Origin of the sequence: uncultured Anaerococcus sp., assembly GCF_947253225.1 — a bacterium.
Classification (GTDB): Bacteria; Bacillota; Clostridia; order Tissierellales; family Peptoniphilaceae; genus Anaerococcus.
The window spans coordinates 1-24,954 of the sequence record NZ_CAMXYR010000005.1; the positions used below are offsets into that span (position 1 = coordinate 1).

22 protein-coding genes and 1 tRNA gene are annotated in these 24,954 nt (G+C 36.6%); 10 read left to right on the plus strand and 13 right to left on the minus strand.

Annotated features, from left to right (window positions below; translation table 11 throughout):
• The first annotated feature begins 430 nt into the window (after window positions 1-430).
• The 6 genes from Q0W95_RS01275 to Q0W95_RS01300 all read left to right on the plus strand — a co-directional run bounded on the left by Q0W95_RS01275 (window position 431) and on the right by Q0W95_RS01300 (window position 3,677).
• Window positions 431-619, plus strand: coding sequence for a hypothetical protein (locus Q0W95_RS01275; RefSeq protein ID WP_297788888.1), 189 nt, complete (start codon window positions 431-433; stop codon window positions 617-619).
• A 35-nt stretch (window positions 620-654) separates the two neighbouring features.
• Window positions 655-810, plus strand: a complete 156-nt coding sequence (locus tag Q0W95_RS01280) for a hypothetical protein (protein WP_297788891.1) — start codon at window positions 655-657, stop codon at window positions 808-810.
• A 127-nt stretch (window positions 811-937) separates the two neighbouring features.
• A complete protein-coding gene (locus Q0W95_RS01285; RefSeq protein ID WP_297788894.1) occupies window positions 938-1,120 on the plus strand; it encodes a hypothetical protein in 183 nt (60 codons plus the stop codon).
• Between the two features lie 314 nt (window positions 1,121-1,434).
• Window positions 1,435-2,187 (plus strand): PfkB family carbohydrate kinase, encoded by a 753-nt coding sequence (locus Q0W95_RS01290; RefSeq protein ID WP_297788897.1) that lies wholly within the window; start codon window positions 1,435-1,437, stop codon window positions 2,185-2,187.
• A 12-nt stretch (window positions 2,188-2,199) separates the two neighbouring features.
• Window positions 2,200-3,540 (plus strand): MATE family efflux transporter, encoded by a 1,341-nt coding sequence (locus Q0W95_RS01295; protein ID WP_297788901.1) that lies wholly within the window; start codon window positions 2,200-2,202, stop codon window positions 3,538-3,540.
• 61 nt (window positions 3,541-3,601) lie between these two features.
• Window positions 3,602-3,677 (plus strand) — tRNA-Ala (locus Q0W95_RS01300).
• 564 nt (window positions 3,678-4,241) lie between these two features.
• Here the strand turns inward: Q0W95_RS01300 and Q0W95_RS01305 are convergent.
• From Q0W95_RS01305 to Q0W95_RS01325, 5 genes are all read right to left on the minus strand, one after another.
• Complete coding sequence (locus tag Q0W95_RS01305) at window positions 4,242-5,084, minus strand: PHP domain-containing protein (protein WP_297788903.1); 843 nt, start codon at window positions 5,082-5,084, stop codon at window positions 4,242-4,244.
• Window positions 5,085-5,142: 58 nt separating this feature from the next.
• Complete coding sequence (locus Q0W95_RS01310; protein WP_297788906.1) at window positions 5,143-5,379, minus strand: Veg family protein; 237 nt, start codon at window positions 5,377-5,379, stop codon at window positions 5,143-5,145.
• A 99-nt stretch (window positions 5,380-5,478) separates the two neighbouring features.
• Entirely contained in the window at window positions 5,479-6,861 is a 1,383-nt protein-coding gene (locus Q0W95_RS01315; protein WP_297788909.1) for an aminopeptidase, read from the minus strand.
• 8 nt (window positions 6,862-6,869) lie between these two features.
• Window positions 6,870-8,723: a molecular chaperone HtpG gene (htpG, locus tag Q0W95_RS01320; protein WP_297788912.1), complete on the minus strand. Its 1,854-nt coding sequence runs from the start codon at window positions 8,721-8,723 to the stop codon at window positions 6,870-6,872.
• 123 nt (window positions 8,724-8,846) lie between these two features.
• A complete protein-coding gene (locus tag Q0W95_RS01325; protein ID WP_297788915.1) occupies window positions 8,847-9,185 on the minus strand; it encodes a hypothetical protein in 339 nt (112 codons plus the stop codon).
• Between the two features lie 90 nt (window positions 9,186-9,275).
• Here Q0W95_RS01325 and Q0W95_RS01330 point away from each other — a divergent pair, with 90 nt between their 5' ends.
• Window positions 9,276-9,503: a DUF1858 domain-containing protein gene (locus tag Q0W95_RS01330; RefSeq protein WP_297788919.1), complete on the plus strand. Its 228-nt coding sequence runs from the start codon at window positions 9,276-9,278 to the stop codon at window positions 9,501-9,503.
• A 150-nt stretch (window positions 9,504-9,653) separates the two neighbouring features.
• Here the strand turns inward: Q0W95_RS01330 and Q0W95_RS01335 are convergent, their stop codons facing one another.
• The 5 genes from Q0W95_RS01335 to Q0W95_RS01355 all read right to left on the minus strand — a co-directional run bounded on the left by Q0W95_RS01335 (window position 9,654) and on the right by Q0W95_RS01355 (window position 17,826).
• Window positions 9,654-10,883 carry a dicarboxylate/amino acid:cation symporter gene (locus Q0W95_RS01335; protein WP_297788922.1) on the minus strand — a complete coding sequence of 410 codons (1,230 nt, stop codon included), beginning with the start codon at window positions 10,881-10,883 and terminating at the stop codon, window positions 9,654-9,656.
• 144 nt (window positions 10,884-11,027) lie between these two features.
• Window positions 11,028-14,228, minus strand: a complete 3,201-nt coding sequence (locus Q0W95_RS01340; protein ID WP_297788925.1) for a hypothetical protein — start codon at window positions 14,226-14,228, stop codon at window positions 11,028-11,030.
• A gap of 100 nt (window positions 14,229-14,328) precedes the next feature.
• The gene (locus tag Q0W95_RS01345; RefSeq protein ID WP_297788928.1) at window positions 14,329-14,844 is read right to left on the minus strand and encodes an NUDIX domain-containing protein; all 516 of its coding nucleotides are present in this window, start codon (window positions 14,842-14,844) and stop codon (window positions 14,329-14,331) included.
• Between the two features lie 75 nt (window positions 14,845-14,919).
• On the minus strand, window positions 14,920-16,572 hold the full coding sequence (locus Q0W95_RS01350; RefSeq protein ID WP_297788930.1) for a putative manganese-dependent inorganic diphosphatase: 1,653 nt from the start codon (window positions 16,570-16,572) through the stop codon (window positions 14,920-14,922).
• Window positions 16,573-16,581: 9 nt separating this feature from the next.
• Window positions 16,582-17,826 (minus strand): hemolysin family protein, encoded by a 1,245-nt coding sequence (locus tag Q0W95_RS01355; RefSeq protein ID WP_297788934.1) that lies wholly within the window; start codon window positions 17,824-17,826, stop codon window positions 16,582-16,584.
• Window positions 17,827-18,002: 176 nt separating this feature from the next.
• On the opposite strand from Q0W95_RS01355, the gene Q0W95_RS01360 reads away from it, so the two are divergent.
• Together Q0W95_RS01360 and Q0W95_RS01365 are read left to right on the plus strand one after the other, a co-directional pair.
• Entirely contained in the window at window positions 18,003-19,316 is a 1,314-nt protein-coding gene (locus Q0W95_RS01360; protein ID WP_297788937.1) for an NCS2 family permease, read from the plus strand.
• Between the two features lie 314 nt (window positions 19,317-19,630).
• Window positions 19,631-20,125, plus strand: coding sequence for a tryptophan transporter (locus tag Q0W95_RS01365; RefSeq protein ID WP_297788940.1), 495 nt, complete (start codon window positions 19,631-19,633; stop codon window positions 20,123-20,125).
• Window positions 20,126-20,223: 98 nt separating this feature from the next.
• Here the strand turns inward: Q0W95_RS01365 and Q0W95_RS01370 are convergent, their stop codons facing one another.
• Together Q0W95_RS01370 and Q0W95_RS01375 are read right to left on the minus strand one after the other, a co-directional pair.
• On the minus strand, window positions 20,224-20,520 hold the full coding sequence (locus Q0W95_RS01370; RefSeq protein ID WP_297788944.1) for an MTH1187 family thiamine-binding protein: 297 nt from the start codon (window positions 20,518-20,520) through the stop codon (window positions 20,224-20,226).
• Complete coding sequence (locus Q0W95_RS01375) at window positions 20,521-21,795, minus strand: M18 family aminopeptidase (protein ID WP_297788947.1); 1,275 nt, start codon at window positions 21,793-21,795, stop codon at window positions 20,521-20,523.
• An 85-nt stretch (window positions 21,796-21,880) separates the two neighbouring features.
• On the opposite strand from Q0W95_RS01375, the gene Q0W95_RS01380 reads away from it, so the two are divergent.
• Window positions 21,881-23,080, plus strand: coding sequence for an MFS transporter (locus Q0W95_RS01380; protein ID WP_297788950.1), 1,200 nt, complete (start codon window positions 21,881-21,883; stop codon window positions 23,078-23,080).
• 2 nt (window positions 23,081-23,082) lie between these two features.
• On the opposite strand, the gene Q0W95_RS01385 is transcribed toward Q0W95_RS01380, so the two are convergent.
• Window positions 23,083-24,768: a glycoside hydrolase family 13 protein gene (locus Q0W95_RS01385; RefSeq protein ID WP_297788953.1), complete on the minus strand. Its 1,686-nt coding sequence runs from the start codon at window positions 24,766-24,768 to the stop codon at window positions 23,083-23,085.
• Window positions 24,769-24,954 lie beyond the last annotated feature (186 nt).

Consider the following 24,954-nt stretch of genomic DNA (forward strand, 5'->3'; position numbering starts at 1 on the left):
ACTATATTATTACTTATATTATATATTATTATTTATAAAAGTAAGTTAACCTGACCGCCAAATAAACATGATAACTAAAAACTTTTAAAAAATGGTTCACTTACGGTTACACGAATGTTATATTTATAGTAAGAAAGGAGGATAAAAAAGGAATATAGCAAGAGAAAAGAACGAACCAGAAGAGTTGACAAGACTTGAATTTTTAGGCTTCTTATTATCTCTAAAAAAATTATTAGATGATAACAAAATAGAAGAAATTAAAAAGCTAATTGATGAATTAATAAAAGAAGCTAAAAAATAAGCACAAAAAAAGACAGGGTAAAAGCTAGATAAGCCCCCTATCTTGACAAGATTGTAACTGTACCTTGGTAGGTCTTGCCTCCCACCTTAGTAAAATTAATATACCTTAATATAAAAGAAAGGGCAAGAAATGAAAGATAAAAAGAAAATGGGACGACCAACAAATGACCCTAAAAAATATCAAACAAGAATAAGGATGACCGAAGATGAAAAACAGACTCTTGAGTTTTGTGCCAACAAATTAAATAAAACTAAAACCGATATAATTAATATGGGAGTTAAAAAAGTTTTTGAAGAAATTAAAAATAATAATAAATAAAGCTTATTGAATAAGGTAAGAGAAAGGAGAAACAAATGGAACAAATGGGAATGACTGATAAACAATTCAACGGTTTTTTAAGAATGTTATTGGATAGACTTGAAGAATTAAAGAATGAAGATAATGAAGAAGAAAGACTTGAAAGACTCAAGAAATTAATTGAAGACTTACAAAAGACACTAGAAGACTAAAAAGCCCCCTTAAAAAGAGGTCAAGCAAAATTAAACGGTAGGTCTTGCCCCTACCCTTTTATTAATTATATATAAAAGGCAAGAAGCGACCAAATAACTTTAAGACTAGCAAAAGAAAAACTAGGAGATGATAAAAATAAATAATAAAGAAGAAGGAAAAAAGGATATATGGTTAAGAGCCAGAGGTTCAAATGATGACTTTAAAAAATTTGACTTAATAAGTAAAGAAACATACTTGAACGCCTCACAAATAATTAGAAAAGGTATTGATTTACAATACAAGGAAATAATCAATAAAAAGGAAAAGTAAACAAAAAAAAGATAGTCGGTACTACCAATACCAACTATCTAACAAAAATAAAGTAGTTTGAACCCCACTTTATAACATATAAGCAAGGACTTTTAAAGTACCTAAAACACCTATACGCTTATAAAGACTTTACAACAAAACTACTTTATAAGCAAACAAAAATTATAAAGGAGTAAAACCATGAAACAAAAAGCAACAAGACAAACAATAAAAAATAATTATACCCTATTATATCATTTTCTTAGAAAGATTACACTTAGATAGGTTGACAAGAGATTTATAATTCATAAGATATAAGGTGAGGTGAAAAAAACATGAAAAACATACTTATTATAAATGATTTTGTTTCTCTAGGTAAAATCGCAGGCAAAATGATGGAAAATGTCCTTTCTTACAAGGGACACAATACCTTTTTCTTGCCAACAGCCCTTATAGCAAACAACTTTTCCTATGGAAAAAATGCAATCCTAGACTGCACTACATACTTAGAAGATGCTTTGAAAAATTGGCAGAACCTAGACTTTAAATTCGACCTAATCTCTATAGGATACATTCACACGACTAAGCAAAGAGATATAATCTATGATTATGTAAAAAATCTATCCTACAAGGCTACTATTCTCTTTGACCCAATAATGGGCGATGATGGTAGCCTATATCCTACAGTAGATGAAGCAATTCTTGAAAATTACAAGTCCTTGATCGACATAGCCGACATTATCACCCCAAATTCAACCGAGGCAAAGTTCCTTGCTATAGACTACGATAAATACAAAAAAGCTGGCAAAAAATTCCTAATAACATCAGTCAAAGAAGATAATAAATACTTTGTCAAAGGTTACGATGTCTACGACTTTGAAATTCCTTATGAGAAACTCCCAAAAAGACTTACAGGAACTGGAGATCTCTTTGATGGACTCTTCATTGCCTACTATTTGGAGGGAGCTTGTATAGAAGAATCCGCCAAAAAAACTGTAGAAACAATATCTAAAATCTACAAGATGGTCATAGAAACAACCGACCAAGACAATATAAACATCGAAAAATACTTGAATTTTATCTATTAGAAAGAAGGAGACTTGGAACGTAAAACTTATTGGAAAAAGTCTATAGGGGTTGCTTGGCCAGCCCTCTTAGAATTTTTCTTTATTTCAATCGCAGATATAATTGATACCTTCATGGTATCGGGGATGGGCCCAAGTGCAGTCGCTGCAGTCGGTCTTACAACCCAACCAAAATTTATAGCCCTAACCATATTTTTCTCAATCAATGCCGCAGTTTCTGCCCTAGTCGCAAGAAGGCAGGGTGAGGGCAACAGAGAAGAGGCAAATAGAACCCTTGTTACTGCCATCTACATAGCAATTGCTTTTGTAGTCCTAGTAGACTTATTAATGATGCCCTTCCTTGACCCAATCCTAAAGTTTGCAGGCTCAAATTCCCAAACCCACGACCTATCCATCCAATACTTTCAAATCATAATGGGTGGAATAATTTTTAACGCCATAGCCATGGTAATAAATGCTGGGCACAGAGGTTGTGGAAATACAAGGATAGCCTTCATATCAAACCTAGTAAGCTCTCTTGTCAATATGACCTTTAACTACCTACTCATCTATGGCAACTTTGGCTTTCCTGCCCTAGGAATTAGAGGTGCAGCTATTGCTACAGTTTTGGGAACAGTTGTGGCAAGTCTTATGTGCATAATTTCCCTAACAAGAAAAGCATCCTACCTTAACTTTGTTCATTTTGTTAAAGTAAAATTCGCCTATAGCAAAAAAATTGCTAAATCCATAGCCAACTTAGGTTTTAATATTTTTGTAGAAAATGTATCAGCAAGAATAGGATTTCTTGTTACAGCCATAACTGCCGCAAGTCTTGGTACAGAAATATTCGCTGCCCACAATGTTGGAATGAACCTCCTATCCCTAACCTTCTCTCTAGGTAATGGAATGCAGGTTGCAGCAATAGCCCTCTCGGGAAATGCTCTAGGAGCCGAAGATAAGGAAGGTGCCAAAACTTACGGAAAAGTCTGCCAAGAAATCGGATTTCTCCTATCAGTTATAGTTTCTATAATTTTGATAGTATTCGGAAGAAATATCTTTAGCCTCTTCTTTACAGACGGAAAAATAATAAATTATGGCGTAATAATAACAAGATTTTTAACCCTCATAGTCCTCCTCCAAATATCCCAAACAATCTATGGAGGATGCCTAAGAGCTGCTGGAGATGTCAAATATACCCTAGCAGTCGCCCTAGTATCTGTAACCTTCATAAGAAGTGCAGTAACCCTCCTTGCCGTAAACATCCTCCACTTAGGAATAGTTGGAATCTGGCTAGGTATCCTATCCGACCAAACATCACGATTTGTAAGCCTAAGATACCGCTTCCACCAAGGAGACTGGGTCAACAAAAAAATATAAGCTTAGCCATCGCAAGATGGCTTGTTTTTTTTCCTTGAATATGTTAAAATAAAAACGACTTGGGGAATTAGCTCAGCTGGGAGAGCGCTTGACTGGCAGTCAAGAGGTCAGGGGTTCAAGTCCCCTATTCTCCACCATACAAAAAATATTCAGAATATACAAGAATAAGACGGAATATAAAGGAATTAGCTTTATAAATATTCTATTTTAATAATAAAAAGGAATAAATAATAATTAAAAGTAATGAGTTTGTAGCTAAAATGTAGCTAAATAATAAAAATACATTCGTAAAATTTAGAGGTCTCGAGCCTCTTTTTTATTTTAATAAATACCATTAACCCAATACAACAAAATATCCAACAATCACCTAAATAAAAACATTAACCTTATCCGCTCCTTGCAATTACTAGCATCACCCCTAGGTTAAAACACTCAAGATATGAAAATGGTTATTAAGCATAAGTTTAGATGTAGGGAGTTTGAGAACTTTACTAGAGCTTCTAGCAGACCCTCCTTTAGTTTTGATAATCTTTTGGAGGTTAACAACAATTGGAAGCACTCAGGAAGAAAGCTCTTAAAATTCACGAGTCCTTTGGTTTTAGGCTTATAAAGTAAGGATAAGTTTGTAAATATCCTACTAAAAAATCAGAACCTAAGTAATACAAGCTCTGACTTTTTTATTCTTTGTCCAAAATCATCTACTATTGATCCAATTGTCTGCCAGACTTTTCTAGCAAAGTATCAAATTCTTCCTTGCTTAGCCCAAATTCTCCAAAGTGTAGTTTTTGTGGGTCGTGGAAATCGGTACCTCCTGATTCTAGGAGGTCGTATTTTTTTGCTAAATCCTTGGTTATCTTATAGTCAATCTCTTTCATTTTTGAGTGAGAGATTTCGATTCCCTCTAAGCCAAAGCCAAGGTATTTTTCTATTTCTGGGTAGTTTTCATACTGGCAAGGATGGGCTATGATTGGGATTGCTCCATCAGCAAGAATCGCCTTAATCCCTTCTTCTACATCAATATAGCCCATTTTTATATTTTTCTTCTTATCCTTCATAGAACCAAATACGGACTTAAAGGTAATTTCATCAGCTTTTTCTGGATATCTCTCCTTGAGGGCTGAGATTATATTTGACTTAAAGACTATAGAATATGGAGAAAATTTTTTGCAAGCTTTATAATCTATATCATAGCCCTTAGTTTGTAAGTCTTTGATTAGTCTCTTGTGGTTGTAGTCCCTTCTTTTTAGAAAACCATCGCACAAGCGGTCTATATGCGGAGTTTTTTCTGGCATAAAAAGAGCTACTATGTGGACTTTTTTATCTACTTGATAATCATAACAACTCATCTCGAGTGCCTTTAGGGTTTTTATTCCTATCTCATCAGCTTTTTTCTTGATTTCACCAAAGTGGTTGCTAGTGTCGTGGTCGGTTATGGCAAGCACCTCGACACCAGCTTCTTTGGCTAGGGTCAATACTTCTTCTATTTCCAAAAGTCCATCCGAGTGGTTGGTGTGTGCATGTAAATCTGCATATATTTTTTTCATCTTTCCTCCTTTATGGCAAAAAAAGAACTGCTGCAAAAGTCTGCAACAGCCCTTAGTCTTAATTACCTACAAGTTTAACAGTTGATGTTAGGATGTCAGAATAAGTATAAGATACTGTTCTTTCTACATCAAAATCATTGTTAACCTTTACTGTAAATACACTTGGGAAAGCATTTACGATTATACCCGTCTTGGTTTTAACCCTTTTCCTTCCCATGTCTGCTTTGAGAATAACTTCCTTACCCACATTACTTCTTACTTCATCTCTAATGTCTTGAACTGATTTATGTGCCATTTAATCATCCTCTCATTCGTTATGTTTACTATTATACTATGAATAAGAAGTAATGTCAAATTAATTAATTAATTAATTATACGCTTGTAAATAGCCTTGTCAAATATTTTTATAAAAACTTTTGTAGGCCCTGTAAGTCTCATAAACATCGGCTTTGCTTACGAGTTCTAGGGGTGCGTGCATGGATATAACAGGTGTTCCACAATCGACTACTTGCATACCATATTCTGCCAAAATATAGGCTATTGTTCCACCACCACCTTGGTCGATTTTTCCTAGTTCTCCTGTTTGCCAAATTGTTTCTCCCTTGTCAAAGGCGAGTCTTACTTCTTGGAGGTATTCTGCATCAGCATCGTTAGAGCCTGCCTTGCCCCTTGAGCCTGTGTATTTGGTTAGACAAACACCATTGCCAAGTTTGGCTGTATTAGTTTCTTCTGTTGCCTCTAGGAAATTTGGATCTTCAGCTAGGGTTACATCTGCTGATAGAACTTTGGAAGTTTTCATGGCTATTTTAAAGCTTACTAGGTCGACTCCTCCTAAAAGGTTCATTAGCTCTACAACTGTATTTTCAAAAAACTTAGAGGTCATTCCTGTAGCTCCAACGGATCCTATCTCTTCCTTGTCTACAAAAAGTCCTACCAAAGTTTTCTCTGATTTTTCACATTCAAGGATGGCACGAAGAGATGTATAAGCACATACCCTATCGTCATGACCATGAGCCATAATCATTGAGGAATCAAGTCCTACAAGTCTTGATTTATCAGCTGGCACTACTTCAAATTCCGCTACTTGGAAGTCCTCTTCCCTGATAGCATATTTTTCATTTAAAATTTTTAGGATATTTTTCTTGACTGGATTTTCTTTCTCGTCTGCTAGAGGGATAGAACCTACTATGATGTTTAGTTGTTCTCCTTCGATAACATTGCTTGCCTTCTTTTCGTTCAAGTCCTTGGATAGGTGGATTAGGAGTTCTGATATGAAAAATACTGGTTCATCGTCATTTTCTCCTATGGAAACCTCAATTTTCTCACCTTTTTGGTTGTAGATTACCCCATGAAGAGCTAGGGGAATATTGGTCCAGTTATATTTTTTAACTCCACCATAATAGTGGGTTTTGAGGTAGGATATTCCCTTAGCTTCGTATAGAGGTAGGGGTTTTAGGTCAAGCCTTGGGCTGTCCAAATGGCTTCCAACTATGCTCATTCCTTCCTCAAAGCCCTTATCTCCGATTACAAAAAGTGCTACTGCCTTTTCCCTGTTTTTGGCATAAACCTTGTCTCCTGCCTTTAGGGAATTTTCTTTTATCACTTGGTCAATATTTCTAAATCCAACAGCTTCAGCCCTTCTTACAATCTCTTTTACGGCAAGTCTTTCTGTCTTTGCCTTATCAAGAAAGCTCATATAATCTTTAGCAACATTTTCTAGGTCATCTCTTTTGGCTTGGTCGATATTCAACCACACATTTTTTCTTTGATATTCCATATCATCTCCTAAATTAATTTCCAAATATTTTTTGTATAGGCTACAGGGTCATCTATTTCTAGTCCTTCCATAAGCCTTGCTTGGTCGAGCAACAGTCCTACAATCATCTTTGCCTTAGCCTCATCACTTCCCACATTTTCCTTTAGGATTGTGTAAGCCTTGGTATTTTTGCTAATTTCAAGAACCTTATCTGCCTTAATCCCCATAGCTTGTGGTTGATTTTTCAATGTTTTTTCCATCTCAATAGATACTTCTCCCCTTTGTTTGATGAGGGAAGGTAGGTCTTTTAGCTTGTCAGTAAACCTTACATCTACCACATCATCAGGGGTATTTTCCTTAACAAAGTCAATTAGCTTGCTTGTAGACTCGTCCTTTTCTTCGCCCTCCTTGTCCTCTTCTTGGTTGATAGATTTGAAAGGCAAATTCTTGTAGTCCTTGAGCATTTTGATAAGGAACTCGTCAAGTTTTTCATCAAGGAGAAGGACATCTGTATTTTCATCAACTAGACCAAGGGCTGGTGAATTTTTGATTTTATCAAGGCTATCTCCAACTGCATATAGAATATTTTCATCAGTTGACTTCATAGCTTCTTTGTACTCGGAAAGACTAACCAACTTATCTTCCTTCCTAGAATGGAAAAGCAAAAGATCTTGGAGGTCATCTTTGTTTGCTCCAAAGGATTCATAAATTGCAAGCTTCAAGCTATTGCCAAACTCCTTAAAGAAAGACTCGTATTTTTCTCTATCATTTTTCATCAAATCTGATAAGGCTTGCCTAATCTTCTTATTGATTTGCTTGGCTATAACTCTCACTTGCCTATCTTGTTGGAGGGTCTCTCTCGAAATATTTAGACTGATATCATCGCTATCAACAACTCCCTTCACAAAAGAAAAGGCATCATCAATTAGGTCTTCTGACCTATCCATAATCTTTACACCATGAGAGTAAAGTTCAAGACCCTTCTTGTAGTCCTTAGCATAGTAGTCAAAAGGAGCCTTCTTAGGAATATATAAAAGAGCCTTAAAACTTACCACTCCTTCAACTGCAAAGTGTATCCATGAAAGTGGCTCATCAAAGCCATAGTGACTTTCCCTATAAAAATTGATGTAGTCCTTATCTTTAAGGTCAGACTTGTTCTTTTTCCAAATTGGCTCCTTGGAATTTAGGATATCATAATCCTTATAGTCCTCGTATTTTGGCTCATCTTCTGTAGAATCAGCAGATTTTCTAGTCTTATTTACAAGCATCTTGATAGGGTATCTGATGTAGTTGGAATATTTTTCTACTAGATTTCTTATAGTATATTGGTCAAGGAAATCATCATAATTGGTATCTTCTGTGTTTTCCTTGAGCAATAACTTAATTTCTGTACCATGGTCTTTTTTATCTGCCTCTTTTATTTCATAGGAGTCAGCATTTACAGACTCCCACAAATAAGACTTATCTTGCCCAAATTTCTTAGTCAAAACCTCAATCTTATCTGCCACCATAAAGGCTGAATAAAAACCAACACCAAATTGACCTATAAGATCCTTCAATTCAGCTTTATCTGAACTTTTTTTGAAAGCCTCTGTCCCGGACTTGGCTATAGTTCCAAGATTTTCAACAAGGTCGGTCTCATCCATACCGATACCTGTATCCACAATAGTAAGGGATCTCTCTTCCTTATTTGGTATTATTTCTATATAATAATCTGCCTTATCGGTAGAATTATCTGATGAAAGATCCTTATAGTATAATTTATCAAGGGCATCTGAAGCATTTGAAATCAATTCTCTTAGGAAAATCTCCTTGTTTGTATAAATAGAATTAATCATCAAATCCATAACTTTTTTGGCTTCAGCCTTAAATTCTTTTTTCATATTTCCTCCTTAGCACTCTTAGTCTTTAACTGCTAATACTATACTGAATATAAATTCTTTTTCAATCTTAATCTAGTCCAAAGAAAAACTAAGAAACTTACAAAACCTAAGTTAGGAAGAGCCCTAGTCTTTTAGAAGTTTTCCTTGTTCAAAAATCCTATGTTGAATCCTCTTTCTTTCATCAATTAAGATTTCTCTTTGTTTTTGTTTGTTTTTCTTGATATTTATTGTGAAAATTCCAAGGGAAACGAAGAAAGTCGCCAAAAATATACCGATTTTTTGACCATTGCTAAGACTGGTTTTCCAAACCAAGCCACCTATGCCTAAAGATATAACAAGTGGAATTAGAAAAACCTCCCAAAAGGGTAAAGCCTTGCCCACTTCTTCGATTTCTTTATTTATAGTAAATAATCTTTTCCTATCTTCACTTATGTTTTTCAAAATATTTTCTTTCTTATCCATACAACCTCCACTACCTATATGATACCCTAGTGAAACACTTTGAATATGAAAATTTTTATAGTAAAATAATACTAACAAGGAGGGCTGTATATGGCTTTAGAAGAAAACAAAACAACAGACAAAACAGGTGATAAAAAAATTACTCGTGATATGATTATCGGAGAAATAATTCAAATAAAACCAGAAGCTATCAATACACTTTTGATGGCAGGAATGGGTTGTATAGCATGTCCATCATCCCTATACGAGACTTTAGAAGAAGCTTGTATGGTTCATGGTATGGACTGCGAATACCTACTAAATGAATTAAATAAATAAACTACTAGGAGCCTAGTAGTTTTTTTGTACATAAAAGGACTGGTTATATGAACAAATCCCTCAGATCATTAGAGCCTAAACGGTCTATTGCTTCTTAGACAAACCTCTAATGATGGGAATTTTATTCATAGTAATGACCAGTCCTTTGTTTTATGCAATTTTTCCTTTTTTCCTTAGCCTTGATGTGTTGATGATTGCTGCTGTTGCATCTCCTGTGATATTTAGTGTAGTTCTTCCCATATCAAAAATCCTATCAATGCCAGCAACTAAGGCTATTCCCTCTACTGGGAGGTTGACTGACTGAAGAACCATGGCAAGCATTATCATACCAGATCCTGGAACTCCCGCTGTTCCGATTGAAGCTAGAGTTGCAGTTAGCACTATTGTTAGCATTTGCCCCAAGTTTAGGTCTATCCCATAGCAAGATGCTATAAAAATAGCACAGACGCCTTGGTAGATGGCCGTTCCGTCCATATTTATAGTCGCTCCTAGAGGAAGGACAAAACTTGTTACATCCTTGTCTGCCCCCAAGTCCTCGCAACATTTAATATTGATTGGAAGAGTACCAACTGATGAGGCTGAGGAAAAGGCAAACATAATAGCGGGTAGCATCCCCTTAAAAAATTCCTTTGGACTCATGCCTGCCATAGTCTTTACTGTGAATGAATAAACGATAAGTCCATGAAGTAAGTAGGCCAGATAGGCAACAAGTAGGACTGATGCAAGGGATCCAATAATTTTTGGTCCATTTTCTGCTATAACTGGTAAAAGCAAGCAGAAAACTCCTATTGGAGATAGGCCTAGGATAAGTTCCATAGCCTTCATAAAGATTTCATTAAGAAGATTTACCGCATCAATCGCTTTTTCTTGTCTAAGCTTATCTATTACTAGGATTGAAAGTCCAATTATGATTGCTCCAACAATTATCTGGAGCATATTTGCCTCATACATTGGGGCTAGGAAGTTCTTAGGAAAAATATTGACCAAAGTATCGACAAAGGATACCTTGTTTTGAACTTCATACTCCAAGTTGCTCGTTCCTATCAAAGGAAAGATTCTCTTAAATATATTCCCAAAACCTAGGCCTATAACTAGGGCAAAGGCTGTCGTAAAAAAATAGTAAAGAATGGTAAAAATTCCAACTTCTCCTACCTTTCTAACATCTCTCATTGAAATAATCCCACCGATTATTGAGAAAAATACTATTGGAGTTACTATAAACTTGATTAGATTTAAGAAAATATCTCCAATTGGTTTGATGTAGGCGTTTAGCATTTGTGCCTTACTTTGTAGCAAAAGACCGAGCACTATCGCAGAAATAAGGGCGATAAAGATATTGCGAGTCAGGCTCGACTTCTTAGGTTTTTTATTCTTTTCCATATATTCTCCTTTTTCACTGCTATATACTATATCACAAAAGCAAAATTTTTTCCAAGTTTTTCCTAGAAAAATAGCCTTTGCCCAGAAAAAGACCAGCTACCTCGAGGACAGCTGGTCTTTGTAACTTTGGCAAAAGCTTTCTTACTAATCTTCTTTTTTCTTTCTATTTTTAACTAGACCCATTAGGGCTAGAAGGCTTAGACCAAGACTTGGAGCCTCAGAGCCTATACCTGTTTTAGGATTTTTCTTAGTATCCTTGCCTGCAATAATATTTGCTACCGCCAATTTTTCGCTTGTGGCTTTCTTTGAAGGGTTTGCCTTGCCACTAGGTTTTTGTTGGGTCTTCGCTGGCTTATTTTTTTCTTTTTGAGCATTTACTTGTGGAATTACAATCTTTTCCCATACAGCCTTGAAATTCATATCTCCAAGAACCTTATAGACAGATTCTGCCATGAGTTTTTCTCCATTAGCCAACCAATAGCTAAAGGCATAGCCTTCTCTTCTTGGCCTTTGGAGGGTGATTTCACTGTTAATAAGTTTTTCCATTGTTAGCTTATCACTTGAACCTTCAAGACTTCCACCGTCAAGGTCAAAAACAAGTTTTTTGGCAAACTTGTTAAGTTCTAACTCAGCTAATTTGAAGGTAGCTAATTTGTTCTTATAATCTTCTTCAAGTTTTGATTTTTTCTCAACTAGGTCAGCCTTTTGACTTTGGAGAAGGGCGATTTTATTAGAAAGTTCCTTTTGCTTCTCGGAAGTTTCTTTTTGCCTATCGACTACACTTAACATATCAGCTTCCAAGTCTTGAATTTCTTTACCTAGCTTAGCTATTTTTTCTTCCTTAGCCTTTATATCCTCGCTAGTATCCTTCAAGTCGTCTACAGCCTTTTGAGCCTTAGCTGTGGCTGTTTTTTTGTTAGTTAGGTCAAGGGCAAGAGCGTCCTTTTTATCTGCAAGTGCCTTTACATCTTCTTCAAGTTTTGCTTGGTCAGCCTTCTTTGTTGCAAGAGTTTTTTCATTTTCTTCAAGCTCAGTCTTAGCTTCCTCTAAAGATTTTTCATCCTTGGAGATTTTTTCTTCAAGCTCTGAAATTTCCTTATCAAGCCCACTTCTCTTGCTATCAAGACCTGCCAAATAGGCTTCCTTGCTTTTCTTCTCGCTTTCAAGTTCTTTCTTCTCATCAAGTAAGGTATCTAGTTTTTCCTTATTAGCAGTTAGGTCTTGGTTTCTTTCTGCTAATTCTTTCTTAAGGGCATCCTTCTTACTTTCATAGTCCTTGTTCGCATCCTTAAGCTCTTGGATTTTAGCATCGATAGCCTTGATTTCATTATTAATTTGACCTACTTCGGTATCATAGCTAGCCTTGGTATCTTGAATTTGTTTCTTAAGTTCAGCAATTTTTGACTGAAGGTCCTTAATCCTTTGGCTATCTTCACTACTCATACCTGGTTTTGCTTCCATTTTTCTCTTTAGGTCGTTATAGTAGGTATCAAATCTCTTTAGATATTCATCTACAGAATAGATTTTTGATGATGATCCACCTGCTGCTCTAAAGCTTACATCAGTATCCTTCCTATAGTTAAGAACCATAGATTGAACTGTTGGTTTGCCTTGGGTGTAATGTGGAGCTAGTGATTGAGTATATGATGAGTGCCTATAAGCATAACCAGCTACTGTCGAATCTCTTTTAGAGTAATCCACTGGCCACATCAAGTGATCGACAATATTAGTATAGTGGCCTACCATTGGGTGTTTAGCCATACGCTGAGCTGATTTCTTCGCTTGGTCGTCATTACCTAACTTTTCAGCATAGTATTTTGCAAGACCTGCTCTTTGCTCGTCAGTTAACTTCGCTCTGTCCATCTCTGTTCTGGACTTATAGCCAAGACTTCTCAAGTAGTCAAAAACATATTCTTCGCTATACCAGGACTTCAATGCAGTATCTGCATCTTCGGTAAAGCCCCAATATAGGTTTTCGAATGGTGGGTTGTATTGGGTAGCGTGATTTTTTTTATCTTGGGAATAGTTGGCATTTCCTTGGGCTACTGCCATTTCAAAGTCAGAAATCCCTACAATAGAGAGCAGTCTTTTATCAATTCCCCCTCGTTTTTGTCTAATCTCATTGAGTTTTCTAATATACTCAATAGATTGTCTCATCCTATCTAAGTCTCTGGAGTCATTTTCTCTGAGATTTTCTCCATTGGCTTCTAGGTACTTGGCTGAATTTTTTCCTGAATAAGCGTCAGCCTGAACTTGTTTGGTAAAAACATCCAAGGCATCTTGAGAGCCCATAGCCTCATAAAAGCCCATAGCTCCCCTAGCCCACTGAGCCTTAGCCTTGTCAATATCTTCTTGGCTTAGGGATTCCTTTGTTTTTTTCTTGAGATTTTCAAGTTCTTCTTCATAGGCCATAAGGTCTTTTTGAAGCTTGTCTTGCTCATCTTCTTTGGCTTTAAGTTGGTTTTCCTTAGCCTTTTTGTCATTTGCAAGTTTATTAGCCTGGTAAGTATAGGCTTTGTTTTCCTTCTCTAGTTGGTCGATGGCTTGTTCTTTGGCCTTCTTATCCTCAGTTAGGGTAGTTTTCTCAGCTTCAGCTTTTTTTACTTCTTCTTCATTTTCGGATAATTTTTTTGTTGCTTGGTCTATTTCAGCCTTAGCCTTCTTGTAAGCTTCACTTTCACCACCAAGCTTGCTAAGGTCTTGCTTTTTATCTTCCAAAGATTTTTTGTCTTTTGGAAGGTCTTTTTCTAGTTTTTCAGTCTCTTGCTTATTTTTATCAAGACTAGCTTTTAGATCATCTGCCTCTTTTTTAACCTTATCCAAGTCTTTTTCTTTGGCTTCTAGGCTAGCATTTGCTTCATCAAAGGCTTTTTGGCTTTGACTTTCTTCTTCTTTTGCCTTTTCCAAGGCTCCTGTCTTTTCTTCTTCTTGGGCTTTTAGGTTGGCATTAGCTTCCTTAGCCTCAGCCAAATCAGATTCAAGAGTCTTTTTCTCCTCTTGTTTTTCATTTAGGTCTTTTTGAACTTGTTGTTCTTTATCCTTTAGGCTTTCTGCTTGCTTAGCAGTTTCTTCTTCCTTTGTTTTTTCTTCGGCAATTTCATCATCCTTAGCCTTTATTTCTTTATCGGTTGTGGCAAGGGATTTTTCTGCCTCTTTTTTAGCTTTTTCAGCCTTATCAAAATCTTCCTTTGCTTTATCGTAAGTTTTAGCACTTGATTGATTTTCATCGGCTTTGGCTAAAGTTAAATCACTTGTCTCTGCATAAACAGGCTTTAAGCCCATAGATAAGAGACTTGTAGAAAGTGCCATAGCTACTGCCATTTTGGCAAAATTTTTATTCTTCATAATATCCTCTCAATCAGTTTTTTAATTTACTTAGTTACATTAATTATACAATAAATTCACAATTCTTACAAGTTTCTTCTGACCTTCTCATGTGGTTGTGCTAAATTTCCACAATCCTATCGTCTTTTCCTAGGTCGAAGATGAGCCTTACAAAATTTTTCTTGTATTTTACGAATTTCCCCTCATCAATCAACTTCATTACCAAATCCTCACTAGCCCATCTGGCATCTTGAACTTCACTTGTTTGCAGGGTCAAATCGCTTAGGGAGAAGTCCCTATGGACTAGGTAAAAATCATCAAAGCCATGTTTGAAATTAGCTGTAAATATAGGTCTTATATCAAAAAAATCTATATCCAAACCAAGTTCTTCCATAACCTCCCTTCTTATTGCCTCTTTGGAGCTTTCTCCTTTATCGCTCGCTCCTCCACAAGATAAGTCCCAGAGGTTGGCCATAGTCTTTGTAGCCTGCCTTTGTTGGATGAGAAGTTGGCCCTTAGCGTTAAAAATAGCTGCATGGACGATTAGCCTGTAGGTATTTTCTGGCATCTTCTCCCCTCTTATGTAAGTTTTTCCTGTCCTTATCCTGTTTTCATCATATAAATCTAATATTTCCATAAACTACCTTCCTATAAAAAATCCTAGAATATTTCCAAGTTTTCACTAAAAACTAGGTTATTCTAGGATTATTGCTTACTTATCAGCCATTACTGCTGCTGTTATTCTTGGTATAACTTGTTTCTTACGGCTTAACACCCCTGGAGCGTTGATTGTTCCACTTTCTTTTAGGTCGCCAAACTCTTGCTTAATAGAGTCAAAATGCTCACCAACAACAAGAAGTTCACTTCTCTCATTAAAAATATCCGTTAGGACGAGGACAAAGGTAGACTCGTTCTTAGCCTTTATCTTTTCTGCCATAAGAGTCTTTAAATCCTCCATTATAGGGGTCAGTTCTTCAGGATTCATGGTCATTACTTGACCAACCCTAAAGTCTTCCCCAGCTATATTAAAGGTCTTGACATCGCCCTCAACAAGATCTCCCGCAGATTTTCCCTTTAGAGAAGTCGCTGCCCTAAACATTTTGTCTGCAAATTCTTCTGGATTAAGGTCGGCAATCTTGCTCATCCTATCTAAGATTCTCTTATCAGTTTCTGTTGTTGTAGGAGATCTGAAAAGGAGGGTATCAGAAATTATAGCTGCACAAAGAATACCAGCTATTTGCTTGCTTGGTCTTATTCCACTTTCAAGGTACATCTCAGAAATAATTGTTGCAGTTGAGCCAACTGGTTCTGCCCTAAAGAAAACAGGCCCTGTAGTAAGGATATTTGCAACCCTATGGTGGTCGATTATTTCTTGGATTTCTGCCTCTTCGATATCATCAATAGATTGGTTTCTTTCGTTGTGGTCTACTAAAATTAGTTTTTTCTTATCTGAAGAAATTAGGTGGTATCTGGAGATAGAGCCTACGATTTTTTCAGAAGAATCAACTACTGGATAGGACCTAAACCTAGACTTTGCCATAGCCTCTCTTACTTGGTCTAAGCTATCTTCTGTTGTGAAATAGACAATATTATCGGTTGTCATAACATGACTAATAGGAATTGTCATAGGCAAAAGCCTTGCTGTCATAAAGGAGTTATATTCAGTCGAAAGAACTGTTACATTATTTTTCCTAGCAAGGTCAATCATTTCTTCGTTCATGGCTGCCCCGTGAGTTAGGATAAGTAGGGCAATTTTCTTATTTAGTAGGTACTCATAATAATCATCCCTATTACCAGAAATTATAATATCTCCCTCTATCACAATCTCCTCAAGGTTAGTATCATCGCTTTCATTCATAGCAAAAACCGTCATCTTGCCATCATATTTTCTAGGATTTGTTGGTAGATTAATTATCTTTGCAGATAAGACATCAATGATATTATCAATAGGAGTCTCGCTCCTTCCCAAAATCTTATCATCCCATACATCCATATATGCACGAGTGATGTTTGATAGGGAGGCAATGCCCACAATCTTTCCCTCAGCATCAACTACTGAAAGAGAGTTCGCATCCCCCATCTGAAAAATATCCCAAGCATTTCTTATGGCTATAGAAGGATCTATGATATTTCCCTTATCAATATCCAAATCCTTAACCTGAAGTTGCATAGATTCTTTGATTTTTGGAGGTTTTACCCCGAAATAATCTAGGACAAACCTGCTTTCTGGATTAAGTTTACCTAGTCTTATAGGGATGGCTTTTACTTCACCCAGCCTATTTTTAAGGTCTGCATAGGCTATGGCACTCATTATGGAATCAGTGTCAGGGTTTTTGTGTCCTGTGATATAAACTACTTCTCTCATACTCTCTCCTTATACAAAATTCACCTTCAACATCTCTATCTTATACCTATCCACCTTATAGACTGTGATATGGATATTATCAACCGTAATACTATCTCCAAGTTTTGGAATCCTTGAGAGTTTGTCTATAACAAAGCCTCCTATGGAGTCGTTTTTCATCTCTACCAACTTGGTATCAAAATAATCATTGAAATCATTTAGGTGGATAGATGGATTTACCAAATACTCCTTGTCATTTATCTTATAAATAGTCTCATAGGCAGTATCGTATTCGTCATCAATCTCGCCAACAAGTTCCTCTACTATATCTTCGATTGTAACAAGACCGCTCGTTCCCCCGTACTCATCGATTACTATAGCTAGGGAAAGATTTTCCGACCTCATAGTTGTAAAAAGATCAAAGATATGCATATTATCATAGACATAAAAGGCTGGTCTAATCACATCAACAAGCTTCCACGTCTTATCTTCGGCAAGAAAACTTACCAAGTCTTTCATGTGAAGGATGCCCAAAACATTGTCAATGTTTTTTCCATAAACTGGTATTCTCGAATGGTTTGACTTTTTTAGAAAATCCTTCAGTTCATCAAGAGGCATATCGGAAGCGATTACCTCCATATTTGTTCTTGCAGTCATTATATCAGAAACGTCTGAATTTCCAAATTCAAAAACGTTGTTAATCATTTCACTTTCTTCGTTATTGATAACCCCTTGCTCCTCAGATACATCCACAAAAGTCTTTAGGTCTTCTTCTGTAACTCTATCAGAATCAACAGTATCTGGCACAAAAATCTTGGCTATAGAATTTGTGATAAGACCCAAAACAAAGGATAGGGGTGTTAAAATTATATTAAAAAACCTTATTGGTTTGGCTACTCTAAGGGCTAGGCCTTCACTGTTTGATGCAGCTATGTTTTTGGGAGTAACCTCTCCAAAGATAAGAACCACAATAGTAAGAACTATAGGTGAAATCACCGCCCCCTTAGCCCCAAAAACATCTGTAAAGAACAAAGTGGCTATAGTTGTGGTTACGATATTTACTATGTTGTTGCCTATAAGGATTGTTGTAAGCACCTTGGTTATGTTATCAACTAATTTTTTTAGGATATTAGAGTTCTTGACTCCATTTTTTTCCATCTGTCTAATTTTAAAAGTGTTTATGCTAGTAAGAGCCGTTTCTGATGATGAGAAAAATGCTGAAAAAAGTATTCCTACCACAATCAAAACTAGCTCAATTAAATTCTTAGTCGTCAAAACTTCCTCCTAAATCTATTATAAAGGAGATTTTAATAAATTAAAAGCTTAAATCGCAAAATTTTTTTCTTCCTTATGAAGAATAGTTTTTATGTATATTTTTTAGGAATATGCTAGCTAGAAATTAAAATAATTAGGTATATAATGTTTGTGTATCATAAGAAAGGGAGGAAAAAATGGCAGAAAATTCATTTTTTGAAAAAGCTTTTAAATTAAAAAAGCATGGTACGGATACTAGAACGGAGATAATGGCTGGTATAACCACATTTATGACCATGTCATATATCTTGGCAGTAAATCCTCAGATTCTTTCGGAAGCTGGTATGGATTATGGGGCAGTTTTCACAGGCACTATCATCGCAAGTGTGATAGCAATGCTAATAATGGCTTTTTATGCAAATCTTCCATTTGGACTTTCAGCTGGTATGGGGCTTAATGCGTTTTTCACCTACACAGTTGTTATGCAAATGGGTAAATCTTGGCAGTTCGCACTAACTGCAGTGTTTTTAGAAGGAATTATTTTCTTACTTTTATCTTTCGTTGGCGTAAGGGAGGCAATTTTTAACTCTATCCCTATAAATCTCAAAAAGGCCGTTTCAGTAGGTATCGGTTTGTTTATAGCAGAAATCGGACTATTAAACACAGGAATTATCAAACCTGGCGAGATATCTCTATCCCTTGGTGAGCTTACAAACGCTAATGGATTTATATTTTTCTTTGCACTAATTATAATGATCGTTCTTACAGCAAGAAATGTTAAGGGAGCTTTGCTTTGGGGAATCCTAGTTTCTACAGTCCTATCTCTTATTTTGGGAGTTACACATTTTCCTAATGCTCACGTTGTTTCCCTACCACCATCAATTGCACCAGTATTTTTCAAGCTTGATTTTTCAAATTTATTCTCACTTGAGATGTTTTCAGTCTTGTTCTCATTCTTGTTTGTAGATATTTTTGATACTCTTGGAACTCTTACTGGTGTTGCAACTAAGGCAAAGATGCTTGATGAAAATGGCAACCTACCAGAAGCCACCAAAGCACTTGTTGCAGATGCAGTTGGTACAACTTGTGGAGCAATTCTTGGAACAAGTACAGTTACAACTTTTGTTGAATCATCTTCAGGAGTTGCCGAAGGCGGAAGAACAGGTCTTACAGCCCTTTCAACAGCAGCCTGCTTTGTAATTGCAGCTTTCTTCTTCCCTATTTTCTCAATAATCCCAGCTCCTGCCACAGCAGCAGCCCTAGTTACAGTTGGTCTATTTATGATTACAACTGTGGCAGAAATTGACTTTTCCGATATATCAGAAGCTTTTCCAGCATTTATGACTATCCTCATGATGCCACTAACTTATTCTATAGCAGAGGGTATATCTTTCGGAATGATTTCTTATGCAGTAATCAAGTTGTTTACAGGCAAAGGCAAGGAAGTTTCTCCGCTTGTTTACATCCTTGCAGTAGTATTTATCATTAGATACCTCTTGCCACTTTTATAAAATCTTTAGCTAAAACTTGACAAGTTAGTAAAAAAGATTTATATTTATACTAATATTAATCGTAAATAGAAGTAGTAGCAGACCAGAAAGTCTACAGAAAGAAAATGGTTGATGGAAATTTTCGGCGGATGGTTTGTGAATGGATCTATTAGATCAAAGGTGAATAAAAAGTAGCCTGCGGGTTCTCCCACCTTACAGGGATAGGATATGAATGTATCTCAAAGATGTCTTTGGACAAGATGGATGGCACCGTGGGCTTGTGGCTCGCTCCTTATATGGAGCGGGTCTTTTTGTTTTAAGCAAAGGAGGATTTTATGAAAACTAGAAACATAACTATTTCAGCAATTTTTATGGCACTTGGACTTGTGATGCACTTTATGGTTCCACCAATTTTTGGTGGTGTTAAACCTGATTTTCTTTTGTCAATGATGTTTATGTGTTTGATAATTACAGATGATATCAGAGAAGCAATCCTTGTAGGTCTTTGTGGAGGCGTGATGAGTGCCCTAACGACAAGCTTTCCTGGAGGACAAGTCCCAAATATGGTGGAGAAAATTCTTACAACCTTTTTTGTCTACTACCTATTAAAGGCTATGGGCAGGGATTTGTCTAACCTACAGATAATCATACTTTTTGCCCTAGGTACATTGGTAAGTGGGGTAAGTTTTCTTGCTATAGCCCTCTTTATAACAGGTCAGTTGGCTCTATTTATTCCATCTATGTCAGTTGTCCTTTTGGCTATGGTTGTAAATTCAATTTTTGGGGTAATTCTTATGAATGTTTACAAAAAAATAAAAGCTTATATTTGAAGATAAAAATGAGGCCCTAAGTAAATCTTGAGACCTCATTTTTTATTATAGCTTTTTAGTTTTTAAAATTATAGGCTTTTTTTAGCTAAATTCGGTTTTTATAGTTTATCTTCAACCGACTTGATTTTTTGCTCCATAGTTGCTTTTTTGTCTCTCCTGTCATCCATTTTGATTACAGAATAAACCCTATCGCAACCCTTGGCAAATACAGATTCTTGCATTTTCCTAATAACTTCGAGACACTTATCAGCATCAGCCTCTATTACAGTTCCCATAGGATTTAATTTATATTTTACACCCTCTGCCATGAGAATTTTCTCTGCTTCTGCAACATACTTACTTACTGATGTTTCCTTAGTTCCAATTGGTATTAGGCATACTTCTACTACTGCCATCTAGTCCTCCTCATAAAATTTCTTGTAAATTTGGTAGGCATCCATGTGATCATCAATTCCACCAAGCTCTCTTATCGAATGCATGGCAAGGATTGGTTCACCGACATCTATACTTCTTATACCCAGATTTGATGCAGTTATTGGACCAATTGTTGAGCCCCCTTGCTTGTCGTTTCTGTTGTGGAAGGTCTGAAGCTTAACTCCAAGCTCCTTTGCTATTCTTATAAGCCTTGCCTTGGTTTCAATACCTGTGCTATAAGCACCATTAGCTGCAATTTTTATTACAAGTCCCTCATTCATCCTAACCTCGTTGGTTGGATCAGAAAAACTCTTGAAATTTGGGTGGATAGCGTGGGCTTGGTCGGCACTAATTAGGTAGGAATTTTCTATAGCTCTAAAGTAATCTTCTTCGCTCTTTCCTAGGGCTAGGATTATCCTTTTTAGGCAAGTAGCTAAAAATGGTGAGAAAGCTCCAGTTCTTGTTCTTGACCCAATTTCCTCATTATCATTTAAGATTAGGACCTTGGTCCTTTTTGAGCAACTAGCCACAAAAGCCATAAGGGATGCGTGAACAGACCCTAGATTATCAATCCTTCCTACTTGGTACATATCGTTGATGATTGCTCCCTTTTGCCTGTCGTAGAGGGCAAGGTCATAGTCAATAACATCCTTGTCAGCTATGCCAAGCTCACTTGCTACAAGCTTTTGGACAAATCCATCAGCTTCAGCCACATCCTTTATAGTTTTAACTATAGGATAGAGGTTGTCTTGGGGGTTGTAAGAAAAGTCTTTATTTACAGTCCTATTCATATGAATAGCGGCATTGGGAATTGTTAATAGATCCCTGTCGATATTTACAAGGCTATTAGTAAGCTCTCCATTTTTTTCGTAAACAACCTTTCCTGCAAGAGATAGGGTTCTATCAAGCCATGTTGAATAAATCATTCCTCCGTAAAGTTCAACATTGAGCTTTAGATATCCATTTTCTGCCATTTCAGCCTTAGATTTCAGCTTAAAGGTAGGTGATTCTGTGTGCGAGCCAATTATATCAAAGCCATTTATAGGATTTTCTCCTAAGTCTATAGCAAAAAGGGCAGTCCCATCCCTTACAACAAAATACTTGCCCAGCTGGTCAAGCTCCCACTTGTCTTTTTCCTTTAGTTCCCTGTAGCCTTTTTCCCTCAAAATCTCACTAGCATTTTCAACTGCATAGTAAGAAACAGGGCTTGCGTCAATAAATTTTATTAAATCTTTTGTTAATTCTATCTTGTTCATAATTATATGATACCCAAATTTTTCGTGTAAGCATTAGCTAATAAAGGGTAGAATACTAATAGATATATTTTGAAATGAGGTTATTATGGAAAATACAATTATCAAAAATCCGACTAAGAGGGCAATTTTTATTGAAATTCTTATGTTTCTTGCCTATGCCTTCTTTGCGGTCAACTGGATTGCAGGCTCATCCCTCACTCCTCAAATTCTCGATACCTACGGAGTTTCCGGCCCCCATGCAGTTAGTCTTATAACAAATGTGGTAACTTTGGCAAAAATTATAGGAAACCTTCTTGCGGCTTCAATTTTCGCCAAGCTCTTTCCTAAAAAATCAATCTCCCTCGGAGCTTTGTTGATACCTCTGGGCTCTTTGTTGGCAGCCCTTGCCCCAAGTTTTCCTATCTTTTTATTAGGAAGATTTGTGATGGGCTTTGGTGGAGCACTATTTGTTGTTTACTTCTCACCTGTTGTCATGAATTATTTTGACCACAGCCACAGGCCTGTGGTAAATGCCATAAATAACGTCGCCTATAATGTGGGAGGAATAATCGCCCTCCTCATGGTTAAGCCAGTTCTTAGGATGATTGGTCACGGCAGGGGAACTCTTGTGGCCTTTTCCCTTATTTCCATGCTTGTTTTCATCCTTTGGATTTTCGTTGGTGAAGACTTTGAAATCAAGCAAACAAAAACGGCGACCAAGGAATTTTCCCTAAAGGATGCCTTCAAGGAGAAAATCGCCCTCCTTATGCCAACTATGTACTTCGGCCACCTAACCCTCTACATGGTTATGCTTAATATCTTTCCAAATACCAACTTTTTGACAATACCAGCAGAAAGAGTGTCAACCTACTTTACCATAGGAGCTATGGCAGGTACGCTGATTTCTATTGTTGTTGCCAATAAAATCAAAAAGAGAGTGCCTGTCCTAAAGCTTGGAGGAATACTTGTAACGTTAATTGGTCTTGGCCTAATTAATGCCAAAAATCCAACCCTTGTTACAATCCTCGCTCTAGGTCTTGGAACGATGATGTATGTTCCCCTAACCAACTTCGTCTTGGTTGTCCAAGAACTACCCAGTATGTATCCAGAAAAGCTCACCCAAATCATGTCAGTTTTCTGGTCTTTGGTCTATACTTTCGAGACTATAGCCTACCAGATAATCGTCCTTATCCAACACAATTTCGGAGATAAAACTGCCCTCACAGCGACAGTAATTCTTTCAGCAACCTTCATAGTAGGCTCTTTCTTCATGCCAGAGCCAAGCGAAGTTAAAAATAACCAGTAAGCCTAGAGCTTGCTGGTATTTTTTTCTAAAACTATAAAAGAATTTTTTAGAAGACTTCCATCTTCATACTTATTTGAAGTAAGGATAGTAAAACCTCCTAGGTCTATTTGTCTATCCTCTCCGAGATTAATTACAAGCTTAAGCTCAGAAGATTGGTAAAATCTTTGGATTATTAAAAGCTCGTCCTTGCTCTTAATCCTAATTCCACCTTCTTTGATACATTCCTTGCTTTTAAGGGCAAATATCCCCTTAATCTTTCTTATCAAATACTCCTTCTCGCCTAGCCTATCCCAAAGGAAACTCCTCCTAGAATCTGGATCATATCCACCTTCAAGGCCGATTTCTGTCCCATAATACATACAAGGAGTCCCAACAAAGACTGTCATCAAGGCGATTCCTGCGAGAAGCTTATCTTCTGACCTATCCACTTCTGTAAGAAATCTCAAAGTATCATGAGTATCAAGGAGGTTTAGGTTCATCCTATTAACTTGATCCTTATTTCTAATAAGAACCCTATTTAACCTAAAGGCCATAGCTCTGGCATCAATCTTGCCCTTAAAATAATCAAGACTAGCCTTGGTGAAGGAATAATTCATAATAGAATCAAACTGGTCTCCCATTAGAAAGCTTGACCCATCGTGCCAATTTTCTCCAAGAATCACTGCATCTTTCTTTAGCTCCTTAATTTCTTTCCTAAAGGCTCTCCAAAAGTCGTGGCTAACCTCATCAGATACATCTAGTCGCCATCCATCAATGTCAAACTTTTCTATCCAATATTTTCCAACATCAATCAAATATTTTTGAACCTTTTTGTTAGAAGTATTAATCTTTGGCATAGATGGAACTTTAGCAAAGGTTTCGTAAGTCTTATCCTCATTCATATAAAACCAATCATAATAGATTGACTCCTTTTGCTTGGCCATAACATCAAGGAAAATAGGATTTTCCTTGCTCATATGGTTGAAAACACCATCAAGAACTAGCTTCATCCCCCTAGCATGGAGATTAGCTACAAGCTTTTTGAAGTCCTCCTCATCCCCAAAATGAGGGTCGATCTGAAAATAATCTATTATATCATATTTATGGTTGGAAATTGACCTAAAGATTGGAGTAAGGTAGATGGCACTTATCCCTAAATCCTTGAGATAGTCAAGTTTATCAACTATACCCAAAAGATCTCCTCCAGCAAAGCTTACTGGATTTGGTTTAGCTTCCCAGGCCATATTGATGTAGGACGCATCTTTGCTAAAGTTGCCCCTAGCGAACCTATCGACAAATATCTGATAGAAAACAGCCTCCTTCATCCAAGCAACTGTCGGAAAAAGGTCAGCTTCGTTGATATAAGGCATATGGAAAAAATTATAATAGGCATCGGTGAAATCATAAGTTTCAGTAAGTCCATCTTCGCTAAAATAATACTCCTCCTCCCCATCATTAATCTTAAAAACATAGCAAAGTCTTCTATCATCAAGCCTTAGCCTTGCTTCATAGTAATAAAAAAGTTCATCCTCATAGGCAACTTCCATCTTAATATTCTTCCAAACAATTGGAAAGTCAAACTTCCTTCCATAAACTAAGTCAACCCCAAGCTCTTCCTTGGCAGTTCTAAACCTAATGATAATTTCATCAACCCCAATAGAATTTGCCCATTGGCTCTCCATCCTATGAAAAACAGCTTCTTTATTCAAATTAACTCCTTATTTCAAAATATTCGCTAGGTGCAAGTTCCCTCACCAGTTCATTGACCTTAAAGCTAACTAGTGAGATTAATTTTAAGCAATTTTATAATTAAAATTATATCAACTTAGCTACCCTTAGTCAAAACTTCCAAAGCTTAGCTTTTGCGTAAATTTTTGCAAGATAAAAGACTCAAG